General features: G+C 41.4%; 15 protein-coding genes. 14 read left to right on the top strand and 1 reads right to left on the bottom strand.

The annotated features are described in order from the left end of the window. Nucleotides 1–16: 16 nt before the first annotated feature. A complete protein-coding gene (gene sstT, locus JJN14_RS08155; RefSeq protein ID WP_141230462.1) occupies nucleotides 17–1,222 on the bottom strand; it encodes a serine/threonine transporter SstT in 1,206 nt (401 codons plus the stop codon). 151 nt (nucleotides 1,223–1,373) lie between these two features. Between sstT and JJN14_RS08150 the strand changes: the two genes are divergently transcribed. From JJN14_RS08150 to JJN14_RS08085, 14 genes are all read left to right on the top strand, one after another. Then, on the top strand, nucleotides 1,374–1,940 hold the full coding sequence (locus JJN14_RS08150) for a mechanosensitive ion channel family protein (protein ID WP_061590246.1): 567 nt from the start codon (nucleotides 1,374–1,376) through the stop codon (nucleotides 1,938–1,940). Between the two features lie 51 nt (nucleotides 1,941–1,991). Next, entirely contained in the window at nucleotides 1,992–2,900 is a 909-nt protein-coding gene (locus tag JJN14_RS08145; RefSeq protein WP_201058384.1) for a magnesium transporter CorA family protein, read from the top strand. Between the two features lie 14 nt (nucleotides 2,901–2,914). Continuing rightward, nucleotides 2,915–3,442 carry a YqeG family HAD IIIA-type phosphatase gene (locus JJN14_RS08140; protein ID WP_049488402.1) on the top strand — a complete coding sequence of 176 codons (528 nt, stop codon included), beginning with the start codon at nucleotides 2,915–2,917 and terminating at the stop codon, nucleotides 3,440–3,442. Nucleotides 3,443–3,444: 2 nt separating this feature from the next. Beyond that, nucleotides 3,445–4,551 (top strand): ribosome biogenesis GTPase YqeH, encoded by a 1,107-nt coding sequence (gene yqeH / locus JJN14_RS08135; protein WP_201058383.1) that lies wholly within the window; start codon nucleotides 3,445–3,447, stop codon nucleotides 4,549–4,551. 211 nt (nucleotides 4,552–4,762) lie between these two features. Next, nucleotides 4,763–5,074 (top strand): ribosome assembly RNA-binding protein YhbY, encoded by a 312-nt coding sequence (gene yhbY, locus JJN14_RS08130; protein ID WP_000060169.1) that lies wholly within the window; start codon nucleotides 4,763–4,765, stop codon nucleotides 5,072–5,074. A 50-nt stretch (nucleotides 5,075–5,124) separates the two neighbouring features. Further along, nucleotides 5,125–5,754, top strand: coding sequence for a nicotinate-nucleotide adenylyltransferase (locus tag JJN14_RS08125; RefSeq protein ID WP_201058382.1), 630 nt, complete (start codon nucleotides 5,125–5,127; stop codon nucleotides 5,752–5,754). Further along, a complete protein-coding gene (gene yqeK, locus JJN14_RS08120; RefSeq protein WP_201058381.1) occupies nucleotides 5,754–6,347 on the top strand; it encodes a bis(5'-nucleosyl)-tetraphosphatase (symmetrical) YqeK in 594 nt (197 codons plus the stop codon). The genes JJN14_RS08125 and yqeK overlap by 1 nt, the downstream gene beginning before the upstream one ends. Beyond that, nucleotides 6,348–6,701 carry a ribosome silencing factor gene (rsfS, locus tag JJN14_RS08115; protein ID WP_201058380.1) on the top strand — a complete coding sequence of 118 codons (354 nt, stop codon included), beginning with the start codon at nucleotides 6,348–6,350 and terminating at the stop codon, nucleotides 6,699–6,701. It abuts the gene before it with no gap. A 110-nt stretch (nucleotides 6,702–6,811) separates the two neighbouring features. Then, a complete protein-coding gene (locus JJN14_RS08110; protein ID WP_322107908.1) occupies nucleotides 6,812–7,552 on the top strand; it encodes a class I SAM-dependent methyltransferase in 741 nt (246 codons plus the stop codon). 32 nt (nucleotides 7,553–7,584) lie between these two features. Next, nucleotides 7,585–9,360: an ATP-dependent nuclease gene (locus JJN14_RS08105; protein ID WP_201058379.1), complete on the top strand. Its 1,776-nt coding sequence runs from the start codon at nucleotides 7,585–7,587 to the stop codon at nucleotides 9,358–9,360. Nucleotides 9,361–9,382: 22 nt separating this feature from the next. Further along, nucleotides 9,383–10,480 carry a nucleotidyltransferase gene (locus JJN14_RS08100; RefSeq protein ID WP_201058378.1) on the top strand — a complete coding sequence of 366 codons (1,098 nt, stop codon included), beginning with the start codon at nucleotides 9,383–9,385 and terminating at the stop codon, nucleotides 10,478–10,480. 131 nt (nucleotides 10,481–10,611) lie between these two features. After that, nucleotides 10,612–10,866, top strand: coding sequence for a type II toxin-antitoxin system Phd/YefM family antitoxin (locus tag JJN14_RS08095; RefSeq protein WP_201058377.1), 255 nt, complete (start codon nucleotides 10,612–10,614; stop codon nucleotides 10,864–10,866). A gap of 3 nt (nucleotides 10,867–10,869) precedes the next feature. Further along, nucleotides 10,870–11,124, top strand: coding sequence for a Txe/YoeB family addiction module toxin (locus JJN14_RS08090; RefSeq protein ID WP_201058376.1), 255 nt, complete (start codon nucleotides 10,870–10,872; stop codon nucleotides 11,122–11,124). Nucleotides 11,125–11,314: 190 nt separating this feature from the next. Further along, nucleotides 11,315–12,928 (top strand): ribonuclease Y, encoded by a 1,614-nt coding sequence (locus JJN14_RS08085; RefSeq protein WP_201058375.1) that lies wholly within the window; start codon nucleotides 11,315–11,317, stop codon nucleotides 12,926–12,928. Nucleotides 12,929–12,991 lie beyond the last annotated feature (63 nt).

Here is a 12,991-nt window from a genome sequence, read left to right as displayed (position 1 = left end):
GGCTTGTCTTTATGAGTTATTTTTTACGGGCTGCTGCGTATTCGGCAACGGCAGTAAAGAGGACATCTGTTGAAGAGTTGAGAGCTGTTTCGCATGAGTCCTGGATGACCCCAATGACAAATCCAACACCGACAACTTGCATGGCAATATCGTTAGAAATACCGAAAAGGCTACAAGCAACTGGGATAAGAAGGAGGGATCCTCCGGCAATACCAGAAGCACCACAGGCTGAGATTGCTGCTACTACACTGAGGACAAAGGCTGTCGCAAAGTCAACAGGGATTCCCAAAGTATTTACTGCAGCAAGGGTCAAAACGTTAATAGTAATCGCTGCTCCGGCCATGTTGATAGTAGAACCAAGTGGGATAGAAACTGAATAGGTATCTGGATCTAGTCCAAGGTCGTGACAAAGTTTCATGTTTACAGGGATGTTAGCTGCAGAACTACGAGTGAAGAAGGCTGTCACACCGCTGACACGCAAACATTTCCAAACGAGGGGATAAGGATTTCTCTTCATAAAGAGGAAGGCAATTAGTGGATTGACTACCAGAGCCACAAAGAACATAGTTGTCACCAATAGGGCAAGCAAGATTCCGTAGTTAGCTAGGCTTCCGATTCCCTTATCAGAGATAGTTTTGAAGACAAGGCCAAGGATTCCAAAGGGAGCTAGGTTGATGATCCATTCGACAATCTTAGAAGTCACATCAGCCATAGTTTTCAGCAATTCTTTACTATTTTTGCTGGCCTCTCTCATAGCAATCCCGAAAATAACTGCCCATGATAAGATACCGATGTAGTTGGCAGTAATGAGGGCATTGACTGGATTGTCAACCAGTTTGAGCAAGAGGTTGCTGAGGACCTGGCCAATTCCATCTGGTGGTGCGATTTCTGTATTGGCACTATTTAAGGTAATCTCAACAGGGACAATAAAGCTTGCTAGGACAGCAACAAGTGCCGCTGCAAAGGTTCCTACCAAGTAAAGGAAGATAACCGTTTTCATGTTGCTATCTTGTCCCTTTTGATGTTGGGAAAGGGCGTTAGCAACGAGGGCAAAGACTAGAATAGGTGCGATGGCTTTGAGGCCACCAACAAAGAGATCTCCGAGTAGACCAATTCCTGAAATGTTAGGAAGTGTCAGCCCTAGGGTTCCTCCAATAAGCATGCCAATCAAAATCCGTTTGATTAGGCTTGCCTTATTCCAAGCATGAATGATTTTTTTCATAACAACCTCCTTTGTTGTGTAATGTTTATGATTATAGTATAAATATGAACTAAAATCAAGAATTTTCTGTCTATTTTGGCTATTATTTTTGAATATTTATGGAGATTCATCACTTGTAAAAGTATGGTATAATAAACGAAAGGAGTTTTCTATGAAAGAATTTATTCAAACCTACCTCAATAAGCTTGATATAACAACGATTATTGAGAATATCTTGACCAAGGTACTTTCTCTGTTATTTCTATTTTTGCTATTCTACATAGCTAAAAAACTGCTTCATACAATGGTGCAGAGAATTGTCAAACCTTCTCTAAAAATGTCTCGTCATGATGTCGGGCGCCAAAAAACCATCTCACGTTTATTAGAGAATGTGTTTAATTATACCCTTTATTTCTTTTTGCTTTATTGTATCTTGTCTATTTTGGGTTTGCCAGTTTCTAGTTTGCTTGCTGGAGCTGGGATTGCTGGGGTGGCTATTGGGATGGGAGCCCAAGGTTTTCTGTCTGATGTCATCAATGGCTTTTTCATCCTCTTTGAACGTCAACTGGATGTAGGAGATGAGGTTGTTCTGACAAATGGTCCTATTACTGTATCGGGCAAGGTGGTTAGTGTTGGCATTCGAACAACGCAACTCAGAGGAGAAGACCAGGTTCTGCACTTCGTTCCCAATCGGAATATCACCGTCGTCAGCAATTTCTCTCGTACAGACCAGGCCTGAAATTTTAGCAGATTTATGGTACAATAGAAAGAGTTTGGTAAAGGAGAGAAGATGTTTTTAGAAAAACAGTTGGGCAATGGTTGTACCTGGATTAACCTAGATTTGGACAAGTTGAAAAAATTAGAGGACCTTTCTGAAATCTACGGTTTGGACAAGGAAACCATCGAATATGCGCTGGATAGAAATGAGCGTGCCCACATGGATTATCACCGTGAAAATGGGACTGTGACCTTTATCTACAATGTCTTGAACTTGAAAAAGGATAAGGCCTACTACGAAGCCTTTCCCATGACCTTTATCGTGGAACATCATCGTCTGATTACCATTAGTAATATCAAGAACGCCTATGTCATTGAACAGATGACCCGTTATCTGGAGAGTCATGACACGCTTTCGATTTACAAGTTTCTCTTTGCCAGTCTGGAAATCATCAGTAATGCCTACTATCCTGTCATCGAGCAAATGGACAAGAGTAAAGATGAGGTCAATGGGCTCTTGCGCCAGCGAACAACTAAGAAAAATCTTTTTGCGCTGTCCGACTTGGAGACTGGTATGGTTTATCTTACTGCGGCTGCCAAGCAAAATCGCATGTTGCTGGAGCATATTCAAGGGCATGCCCTCTATCGCAGTTTTAACGAGATTGAGAGAGAACAGTTTGATGATGCCATGATTGAGGCTCATCAGCTGGTATCCATGACAGACTTGATTTCTCAAGTACTCCAACAACTATCAGCATCTTATAACAACATCCTAAACAATAATCTGAATGATAATTTGACAACCTTGACCATCATTTCAGTCTTGCTAGCGGTTTTGGCAGTCGTGACAGGCTTTTTCGGAATGAATGTTCCCCTACCTTTAACAGATGAGCCCCATGCTTGGCTCTACATCAGTTTGGCTAGTGCTGGGTTGTGGATTGTCTTGTCATTGTTACTAAGGAAAATTGCGAAAAAAAGTTAAGAAAAGGAGCCAGAATGGCGATTGAAAATTACATGCCAGATTTTGCTGTGGAAGCAGTTTATGATCTGACAGTCCCAAGCCTGCAGGCGCAGGGAATCAAGGCTGTTTTGGTCGATTTGGACAATACCCTCATTGCTTGGAACAACCCTGATGGGACGCCAGAGATGAAGCAATGGCTACATGACCTTCGGGACGCGGGCATTCGCATTATCGTAGTCTCAAATAACACCAAAAAACGTGTCCAACGAGCAGTTGAGAAATTTGGGATTGATTACGTTTATTGGGCTCTGAAACCCTTCACATTTGGGATTAATCGTGCCATGAAGGAATTCCACTATGAGAAAAGCGAAGTGGTCATGGTTGGTGACCAGCTCATGACAGATATACGAGCAGCCCACCGTGCAGGCATTCGCTCGATTTTAGTCAAACCCTTGGTCCAACATGACTCGATCAAAACGCAAATTAACCGAGCTCGTGAGCGCCGTGTGATGCGAAAAATCACTGAAAAGTACGGACCGATTACATATAAAAAAGGAATTTAACTATGGAAGAAATTCTCTGTATTGGTTGTGGAGCAACCATTCAGACGACAGACAAGGCTGGTCTTGGTTTCACCCCCCAGTCGGCACTTGAAAAAGGTTTGGAGACTGGTGAAGTCTATTGCCAACGCTGTTTCCGTCTCCGCCACTACAATGAAATCACAGATGTCCAGTTGACGGACGATGATTTCCTCAAGCTCTTGCACGAGGTGGGAGACAGTGATGCTTTAGTGGTAAATGTCATTGATATCTTTGACTTTAATGGCTCTGTCATTCCAGGCTTGCCACGCTTTGTATCGGGCAATGATGTCCTCTTGGTGGGAAATAAAAAAGATATCCTGCCTAAGTCAGTTAAGCCTGGTAAGATTAGCCAGTGGCTCATGGAACGTGCCTACGAAGAAGGGCTTCGTCCAGTCGATGTCGTCCTAACTTCAGCCCAAAACAAACATGCTATTAAGGAAGTCATAGACAAAATCGAGCACTACCGAAAGGGCCGTGATGTCTATGTGGTCGGTGTGACCAACGTTGGAAAATCAACCCTTATCAATGCCATTATCCAAGAAATTACGGGTGATCAGAATGTCATCACGACTTCACGCTTCCCAGGGACAACCTTGGACAAGATTGAGATTCCGCTTGATGACGGATCTTATATCTACGATACACCGGGGATTATCCACCGTCACCAGATGGCTCACTACTTGACGGCCAAAAACCTCAAGTATGTCAGCCCTAAAAAGGAAATCAAGCCTAAAACCTATCAGCTCAATCCAGAGCAAACCTTGTTTCTAGGCGGTCTAGGACGCTTTGATTTCATCACTGGTGAAAAGCAAGGTTTCACAGCCTTCTTTGATAATGAACTCAAACTCCATCGTACCAAGCTTGAAGGCGCTAGTGCTTTCTACGATAAGCACCTTGGAACCCTTCTAACACCACCAAATAGTAAGGAAAAAGAAGATTTTCCTAAACTGGTTGAGCATGTATTTACCATCAAGGACAAGACAGACCTAGTCATCTCTGGACTCGGCTGGATCCGCGTAACAGGCACCGCCAAAGTCGCCGTCTGGGCACCAGAAGGCGTCGCAGTCGTCGCACGAAAAGCAATTATTTAAAATAAAATCACTGAGCGAACAAAGTGAGCTCATGTAGAGATAGTTATTGCCGTGGTGTCTTGCCAATCTGTAGATTGGCAAGGGGCACAATTGAGACCAAGGCTCAATTGTAAGGTCAGGAAATCCATTTTTCAAAGATGAGATCTTTGGAAAATTAGTTCCGACCGTCCCTCACCACCTAAAATAACTATCAGAAAATAAGGAAGAAATTATGTCATTAACATCAAAACAACGTGCCTTCCTCAACAGCCAGGCACACACCCTCAAACCTATCATCCAAATTGGGAAAAATGGACTGAACGACCAAATCAAAACCAGCGTTCGTCAAGCTCTTGACGCCCGCGAATTGATTAAAGTAACGCTCTTGCAAAATACAGATGAAAATATCCACGAAGTAGCTGAAATCTTGGAAGAAGAAATTGGTGTGGATACTGTCCAAAAAATCGGACGCATCTTGATTTTGTTTAAACAATCTAGCAAGAAAGAAAATCGCAAGATTTCTAAAAAAGTCAAAGAAATCTAAAAACCTACTCCAAATAACTGTTTTTACAGAGAAATAAAGGAGACTAGCCTATGGCAATCGAACTATTGACTCCCTTTACCAAGGTAGAGTTGGAGCCAGAACTCAAGGAGAAAAAACGCAAGCAAGTCGGGATTTTAGGAGGGAATTTTAACCCCGTTCACCATGCCCATCTGATCGTTGCGGACCAAGTACGGCAACAGTTGGGGCTGGACCAGGTTCTGCTCATGCCTGAATACCAACCTCCTCATGTGGACAAAAAAGAAACCATCCCTGAACATCACCGTCTCAAGATGCTTGAGTTGGCGATTGAGGGGATTGAAGGCCTAGCCATTGAAACTATCGAGCTAGAGCGCAAGGGCATTTCCTACACCTACGACACCATGAAAATCTTGACAGAGCAACATCCAGATACGGATTATTACTTTATCATCGGTGCCGACATGGTTGACTATCTGCCTAAGTGGTACCGAATTGATGAACTGGTTGACATGGTTCAGTTTGTTGGGGTTCAGCGCCCACGCTACAAGGCAGGGACTTCCTATCCCGTTATCTGGGTGGATGTGCCTCTCATGGATATCTCATCCAGCATGGTGCGGGACTTCCTTGTCCAAGGACGAAAACCCAATTTTCTCCTGCCTAAGCCGGTGCTAGACTACATCGAGAAGGAGGGGCTCTACTGATGGCCTATCAAGACTATATCAATTGTTCTCGTGAGGCTTTGTTGGAAAAAATGGCAGAGCTTCTACCTGAAAAACGTTTAACCCATTGTTTGGGGGTGGAGAGTGCAGCCATAGAACTTGCCCAACGATTCGGTGTGGATACTGAGAAGGCAGGCTTAGCAGGCCTTCTTCATGACTATGCTAAAAAGCTATCAGATCAGGAATTTCTGGATTTGATTGACTGTTACCAATTAGACCCTGGCCTCAAAAACTGGGGCAATAATGTCTGGCATGGCATGGTGGGCATCTACAAGATTCAAGAAGATTTGAATTTGCAAGACTCTGAAATCCTGCGAGCTATTGAAATCCATACAGTCGGTGCTGATCAGATGACTGACTTAGAAAAAGTCATCTACGTCGCAGACTATATTGAGCACAATCGAGCCTTTCCTGGAGTGGATGTGGCACGTGAGATTGCTGAGCTATCGCTCAATAAGGCAGTGGCCTACGAAACAGCTCGTACCGTGGAGCATCTAGCTCATCAGGGATTTCCCATCTATCCCCAAACCCTTGAAACCTATAACGCCTTTGTGCACTATTTGAAAGAGGACTAAATGAACGAAAAAGAATTACTAGAACTAGTCGTGAAAGCGGCTGATGAGAAACGTGCGGAGGATATCCTCGCACTTGATGTACAAGATTTAACCAGCGTGACGGACTACTTTGTCATCACTAGCTCTATGAATAGCCGTCAGTTGGACGCTATCGCTGACAATATCCGTGAAAAAGTAGCTGAAGCAGGCTTTAAAGGTAGCCATATCGAAGGCGATGCAGCTGGAGGCTGGGCCTTGCTGGACCTCGGTGCTGTCGTTGTGCATATCTTCTCAGAAGAAATGCGTGCCCACTATAATCTGGAAAAACTATGGCATGAGGCGGATTCTGTAGATTTATCTGAAACTCTTGCTTAGAAGATGAACTCAGTTGCAGTCAACTGGGTTTCTTTGCTTATTTTAGAAAAAATGGATAGAAAGGTATAGGGCGAGTGGTGTTTGCCATGGAGGCTCTTGGTATCATGATTATGGCAACTTATGAAACCTTTGCGGCGGTCTATGATGCAGTCATGGACGATAGTTTATACGACAAATGGACGGATTTTTCTCTGCGTCACTTGCCTAAGACCAAGGAGAGAAAGAAGCTTTTGGAATTGGCTTGTGGGACAGGCATCCAGTCTGTGCGATTTTCTCAAGCTGGTTTTGATGTGACTGGACTTGACTTGAGCGCAGATATGCTGAAGATTGCGGAGAAGAGAGCGGCTTCAGCCAAACAAAAGATTGATTTTATCGAAGGCAATATGCTGGATTTATCCAAGGTGGGTAAATATGACTTTGTCACTTGTTATTCGGACTCTATCTGCTACATGCAGGATGAGGTGGAGGTAGGAGACGTCTTTAAGGAAGTGTATAATGCCCTCAATGAAGATGGAGTTTTCATCTTTGATGTGCATTCGACCTACCAGACGGATGAGGTTTTTCCAGGCTATTCCTATCATGAAAATGCGGAAGATTTCGCCATGCTCTGGGATACCTACGAGGATGCGGCGCCTCACTCCATTGTGCATGAGCTGACATTCTTTATCAAGGAAGCGGATGGTTCCTTTAGTCGCCACGATGAAGTGCATGAGGAGCGGACTTATGAGGTTCTGACCTATGATATTTTGCTGGAACAAGCTGGCTTCAAGTCTTTCAAACTCTATGCGGACTTTGAAGACAAGGAGCCAACAGAAACCAGCACCCGTTGGTTTTTTGTGTGTAATAAATAATTTTATGAATTTGAAAAGGGGATGCAAATTAGATGCTTAAATTTTTACATTTAGAAGATTATCGTTGTTTCAAAGATACAAAACTAGAGTTTAAAGATTTAACAATTGCAGTTGGAAAAAATAATGCAGGGAAATCAACCATTATTGAAGCATTGAGAATAATTTCTTATGCCTTATCCAAACCAATTTTTAGAAATATTCCTGACGGTTTGGCTCGTGATTTCCCTAAAAAAGCTAAATGTATTATTGTTAATGGTAAGATGTTAAAAATCAATACTGGTACGATTCCACATAACTATGACGAAGGGGCTAAACCAAAACTCACTGCAGGATTTTATGATGGATATAAAATTGTAGTTCATTTCTATGATGGATTAATATTTGCACTTGTTTATGACTCGAATGGTAAAATTATTACTAATAAAAATACTTTTAACAATTCTGGATTTCCTAAGTTAAATATTTTACCTCAAATAGGTCCGTTAAGAAAAATTGAAAAATATTTGTCGGAAGAAACAGTAAGGAAAGATAAGGATACATATTTATCATCATTGCACTTCAGAAACGAAATTTATTTAGAAATGACTAATGATGAAAAAGTATTTAATGAATTTTCTTCATTAATAAAGCAAACATGGAAAAATCTGCAAATAAATCCTCCAAAACTTGACCACTTTTCAGATAATACTTTGGTTTCTTTAGTTGTAGGAGAGAATGATTTTATGACAGAATTAGGGTATGTTGGTAATGGGCTTCAAATGTGGTTACAAATGATGTGGTTTGTTACTAAATCAAAAAACCAAGGGATAACGACGGTTATTTTAGATGAGCCAGATGTATATATGCATCCTGATTTACAACGAAAATTATTGAAATATGTTCGTAGAAATTTTCAACAAGTGATTATTGCGACTCATTCTATAGAAATTATTTCTGAAGTCGATTCAGAGAATATTTTGAATGTTAGTAATAAAAAGAAAAAGTTGAAGTATACGAATGAGTTACTCGCTGTTCAAAAAGTGGTAGATGAAATCGGAAGTATTCAAAATATGTCTTTGTTACGTTTGTTTACGTATAAGAAATTACTATTTCTTGAAGGTGAAGATATGTGGTTTTTGAGGAAGTTTTTTGATAAGTTATACCCTGAAAGTGATTTTTCAATTGATCATATATTTTCTATAAAAATAGAAGGTTTTTCGAACTTTAACAAATATTTTAAAGTGGCTGATTTTTTTAAGAGTATTGATGGAAAGCTAAGTATAATTGGAATATTAGATAGAGATTATTATCCCGATTCGTACTTGAGTTCAATAAAACAGGATGCAGAAGCTAAAGAAGAAACGAAAGAGCGTCTAAAGTTACATATTTGGACTAAAAAAGAAATAGAAAATTATCTTTTGATTCCTGAAGTTTTATTTAGAATATCAAAAGGACAAGATAGAGCTAAGTTTTATCAAGAAGTAGAAGATATCTGCGAAACTTTTCGAGAAGAGACATTAGGAAAATTTTATGATAAGATGATTGCTTATGGAACGGGGGATGGTAAAGAATTAGATTCTAAGTGGGAAGCATCAAAGAAGTATTCTAAATGTCAGGAATTATTTGATAATCGATGGAAAGTCAGTTTAGAAAACAAGATTTCGATGATTAATGGTAAAGATTTAAAAAGTAAAATTTATAAATTTATTGAGAAAGAGTATCATCAAAGTTGCACAGATAATATTATATTTAAAGAAATAAATAGAGAGGAAGTGCATGAGGATATTGAGAATTTATTTTTAGATATTATTGATGGTATAGAAATATAGGCGTTAAAAGTAGGAGAACATCATGACCATCACAGGTATTATCGCGGAGTTTAATCCTTTTCATAATGGGCATAAATACCTGCTGGATCAGGCAGAGGGGCTGAAAATCGTGGCTATGTCTGGGAATTTCATGCAGCGTGGAGAGCCTGCTATCGTAGACAAGTGGACACGGGCCCAGATGGCGCTGGAAAATGGAGCGGATCTGGTGGTGGAATTGCCCTTTTTAGTCAGTGTTCAGGCGGCGGATTTCTTCGGCCAAGGAGCTGTGGATATCTTGGCTAGGTTGGGCATTGATAGCCTCGCTTTTGGGACGGAGGAAGTTCTAGATTACCAGAAAATCGCTGACTTATACACAGAGCAGGGGGCTGAGATGGAGAAATTTGTGGAAAATCTGCCTGATTCTCTTTCCTATCCCCAGAAAACCCAAGCCATGTGGAAGGAATTTGCAGGTCTTGATTTTTCAGGAAATACGCCCAATCATGTCCTTGCTCTGGCCTATGCCAAGGCGGTTGCGGGACGCAACATCAAACTCCATCCGATTCAGCGGCAGGGAGCTGGTTACCATTCTGTGGATAAGGATGTGGAATTTGCCTCGGCGACAGCCCTGCGTCAGCATCAAAGCGACAAAGATTTTTTAGAACGCTTTATGCCTTCTGTTGCCCTCTTTGAGCAGGCGAGTAAAGTGAGATGGGACGATTATTTTGCTATGCTCCGCTATCAGATCTTGTCAAATCCCGACCTAACCACCATCTATCAGGTCAATCAAGAAACGGCTGTGCGCATCAAGGAAGCTATCAAGACGGCTCAGTCTGTTGACGAATTGGTTGAAGTGGTTGCCACCAAACGCTACACTAAGGCGCGTGTCAGACGCCTCTTGACCTATATCTTGGTGCAGGCTAGAGAAAGTGACTTACCAGAAGGGATTCATGTTCTTGGTTTTACCGAAAAAGGCAGACGACATCTCAAGTCTCTGAAAGGACAGGCCACTCTAGTCAGCCGAATTGGCAAAGAACCATGGGATATCATGACTCAAAAGGCAGACCAGATTTACCAACTAGGAAATCCAAGTATAGCAGAGCAGAATTTTGGAAGAGTGCCGATTAGAATAGAAACAAACTAAGTCTACTGAAAGGTGGGCTTTTTGAGAATTTTTACGAATATATAGATAGAAAAGAAAATCTTGTACAAGTTCCTGATAATTTCTTTCTTTTCGTGTATAATAGTGGAAAAGAGGTAAAACGAGGTATGGTTATGGAAGCAGTTCTTTACTCAACATTCCGAAATCATTTAAAAGATTACATGAAGAAGGTAAATGATGAATTTGAACCTTTAACGGTGGTCAATAAAAATCCAGACGAGGACATTGTAGTCCTTTCAAAGAGCGAGTGGGATAGCATTCAGGAAACTTTGAGAATTGCTCAAAACAAGGAGTTATCAGACAAGGTCTTGCGAGGAATGGCTCAAGTCCGTGCTGGAAGCACTCAGATCCATGTTATTGAGGAGTGAGGAATGCTACTCAAGTTTACAGAAGATGCCTGGGCAGATTATTGCTACTGGCAAACTCAAGACAAGAAAACACTCAAAAGAATCAACAAGATAATCAAGGATATTCAACGTAATCCGTTTACAGGAATAGGAAAACCAGAACCACTCAAGTATGACTACCAAGGAGCTTGGTCACGTCGTATTGATGCAGAAAATCGATTGATTTATATGATGGATGGAGATAGCGTGGCTTTCTTGTCTTTCAAAGATCATTACTAAGTCTACTGAAAAGCAGGCTTTTTCTCAAGTCTCTACTAAACTACTATTTCTAAATAACAAGTTTATTTTGGCAAATGCGTTCCAAATTCCCCAAAACATATTCTATTTTAGGTTTGTGAAAATCACTTTTTTATGGTAGAATGTAAAAGAATGTATGTCATTCGAAATAATAATAAAATGAGGTAAAAACATGGAAATCATGTCGCTTGCGATTGCTGTTTTTGCCGTCATCATTGGTTTAGTCATTGGATATGTCAGCATCTCAGCTAAGATGAAATCATCTCAGGAAGCTGCGGAGTTGATGCTTTTAAATGCTGAACAAGAAGCAACTAATTTACGTGGACAAGCTGAGCGTGAAGCGGATTTACTTATTAATGAAGCTAAACGTGAAAGCAAGTCTCTTAAAAAAGAAGCACTATTGGAGGCCAAAGAAGAAGCCAGAAAATACCGTGAAGAAGTGGACGCTGAATTCAAATCAGAACGTCAAGAACTCAAACAAATCGAAAGTCGTTTGACAGAGAGAGCTACTAGCCTTGACCGTAAGGACGACAATTTGACGAGTAAAGAACAAACACTTGAACAAAAAGAACAAAGTATTTCTGATAGAGCGAAAAACCTTGATGCGCGTGAAGAGCAATTAGAGGAAGTCGAAAGACAAAAAGAAGCAGAACTAGAGCGTATTGGTGCCCTGTCTCAGGCAGAAGCACGAGATATTATCTTGGCTCAGACAGAGGAGAACTTGACCAAGGAGATTGCTAGCCGCATTCGCGAAGCTGAGCAAGAGGTCAAGGAACGTTCTGACAAAATGGCCAAGGACATTCTGGTTCAAGCAATGCAACGTATCGCTGGTGAATATGTAGCGGAGTCAACAAACTCAACAGTTCATCTGCCAGATGATACTATGAAGGGACGCATTATTGGTCGTGAAGGTCGTAATATTCGTACTTTTGAAAGCTTGACAGGGGTCGATGTGATTATCGACGATACGCCAGAAGTGGTGACCTTGTCAGGTTTTGACCCAATCCGTCGTGAGATTGCCCGTATGACCATGGAAATGTTGCTCAAAGATGGTCGTATTCATCCAGCTCGCATCGAAGAGTTGGTTGAGAAAAACCGTCAAGAGATTGACAATAAGATCCGTGAATACGGTGAGGCAGCAGCCTATGAGATTGGTGCGCCGAACCTTCATCCAGATTTGATGAAGATTATGGGACGTTTGCAGTTCCGTACTTCATATGGACAAAATGTCTTGCGTCATTCGATTGAGGTTGCTAAATTGGCTGGTATTATGGCCAGTGAACTTGGTGAGAATGCGGCTCTTGCCCGTCGTGCTGGATTCCTTCACGATATCGGAAAAGCCATTGACCGCGAGGTTGAAGGTAGCCACGTTGAAATCGGTATGGAATTGGCACGTAAGTACAAGGAACATCCAGTTGTAGTGAATACGATTGCTAGTCACCACGGTGATGTCGAACCAGAAAGCGTGATTGCAGTGATTGTTGCTGCAGCAGATGCCTTGAGTGCGGCTCGTCCAGGTGCTCGTAGTGAGTCTCTTGAAAGCTACATCAAGCGTCTTCATGATTTGGAAGAAATTGCTAACGGCTTTGAAGGGGTACAAAATAGCTTTGCCCTTCAAGCAGGACGTGAAATCCGTATCATGGTCAATCCAGGACAAATCAAGGACGACAAAGTCACAATCTTGGCTCACAAAGTTCGTGAGAAAATTGAAAACAATCTCGATTACCCAGGAAATATCAAGGTAACCGTGATTCGCGAGCTTCGTGCAGTAGATTATGCTAAATAATAAAAAACTGAGGTCAGAAGAGAATCTGACTTCAGTTTTTTGAATAAATTATTTGATATAATT

It is taken from the genome of Streptococcus mitis (genome assembly GCF_016658865.1).
GTDB lineage: Bacteria > Bacillota > Bacilli > Lactobacillales > Streptococcaceae > Streptococcus > Streptococcus mitis_BT.
Note: the sequence above shows the minus strand (reverse complement) of the source record. Positions and strands in the feature narration are given on the sequence as shown.

Coding starts and splice junctions, on each gene's coding strand:
- sstT (WP_141230462.1), bottom strand. CDS start 1,222: ATGAAAAAAATCATTCATGCTTGGAATAAGGCAAGCCTAATCAAACGG.
- JJN14_RS08150 (WP_061590246.1), top strand. CDS start 1,374: ATGAAAGAATTTATTCAAACCTACCTCAATAAGCTTGATATAACAACG.
- JJN14_RS08145 (WP_201058384.1), top strand. CDS start 1,992: ATGTTTTTAGAAAAACAGTTGGGCAATGGTTGTACCTGGATTAACCTA.
- JJN14_RS08140 (WP_049488402.1), top strand. CDS start 2,915: ATGGCGATTGAAAATTACATGCCAGATTTTGCTGTGGAAGCAGTTTAT.
- yqeH (WP_201058383.1), top strand. CDS start 3,445: ATGGAAGAAATTCTCTGTATTGGTTGTGGAGCAACCATTCAGACGACA.
- yhbY (WP_000060169.1), top strand. CDS start 4,763: ATGTCATTAACATCAAAACAACGTGCCTTCCTCAACAGCCAGGCACAC.
- JJN14_RS08125 (WP_201058382.1), top strand. CDS start 5,125: ATGGCAATCGAACTATTGACTCCCTTTACCAAGGTAGAGTTGGAGCCA.
- yqeK (WP_201058381.1), top strand. CDS start 5,754: ATGGCCTATCAAGACTATATCAATTGTTCTCGTGAGGCTTTGTTGGAA.
- rsfS (WP_201058380.1), top strand. CDS start 6,348: ATGAACGAAAAAGAATTACTAGAACTAGTCGTGAAAGCGGCTGATGAG.
- JJN14_RS08110 (WP_322107908.1), top strand. CDS start 6,812: ATGGCAACTTATGAAACCTTTGCGGCGGTCTATGATGCAGTCATGGAC.
- JJN14_RS08105 (WP_201058379.1), top strand. CDS start 7,585: ATGCTTAAATTTTTACATTTAGAAGATTATCGTTGTTTCAAAGATACA.
- JJN14_RS08100 (WP_201058378.1), top strand. CDS start 9,383: ATGACCATCACAGGTATTATCGCGGAGTTTAATCCTTTTCATAATGGG.
- JJN14_RS08095 (WP_201058377.1), top strand. CDS start 10,612: ATGGAAGCAGTTCTTTACTCAACATTCCGAAATCATTTAAAAGATTAC.
- JJN14_RS08090 (WP_201058376.1), top strand. CDS start 10,870: ATGCTACTCAAGTTTACAGAAGATGCCTGGGCAGATTATTGCTACTGG.
- JJN14_RS08085 (WP_201058375.1), top strand. CDS start 11,315: ATGGAAATCATGTCGCTTGCGATTGCTGTTTTTGCCGTCATCATTGGT.